The sequence below is a fragment of the Streptomyces cinereospinus genome (assembly GCF_042430725.1).
GTDB classification, from domain to species: domain Bacteria; phylum Actinomycetota; class Actinomycetes; order Streptomycetales; family Streptomycetaceae; genus Streptomyces; species Streptomyces cinereospinus.
The window spans coordinates 1-534 of record NZ_JBHMCY010000218.1; the positions used below are offsets into that span (position 1 = coordinate 1).

General features: G+C 73.4%; 1 protein-coding gene. It reads left to right on the top strand.

Going from position 1 to position 534, the window contains the following annotated elements:
- Positions 1–534: SDR family NAD(P)-dependent oxidoreductase (locus ACFF45_RS35590; RefSeq protein ID WP_381351190.1), on the top strand; the 534-nt coding region annotated here is incomplete at both ends.

Genomic DNA, 534 nt, shown 5'->3' on the forward strand with positions numbered 1-534 from the left:
GACCACGCACACCGCTCGTCCGGCGTTGGCGGCCGGGACGGTGTTGATCACGGGTGGTACCGGTGGTCTGGGTGGTCTGGTGGCGCGGCATGTGGTGGCCGAGTACGGGGTGCGGCGGCTGGTGCTGGTGAGTCGCCGGGGTATGGGGGCGCCGGGTGCTGAGGGCCTGGTCGCGGAGTTGGCGGGTCTGGGTGCCGAGGTCGTGGTGGTGGCTTGTGACGTGTCGGACCGTGAGGCGTTGCGGGGGGTGGTGGAGGGGATTCCGGCGGGGTTCCCGTTGAGGGGTGTGGTGCATACGGCGGGCGTGCTGGACGACGGTGTGGTGGCGTCGTTGAGCGCGGAGCGGCTGGAGGCCGTGCTGCGGGCGAAGGCGGACGCCGCCTGGCACCTGCACGAGCTGACCGCCGGGCACGACCTGTCCCTGTTCTGCCTGTTCTCCTCCGCGGCGGGCACGGTCGCCCCCGGCGGCCAGGGCAACTACGCCGCCGCCAACACCTTCCTCGACGCCCTCGCCGCCCACCGCAGGGCCGCCGG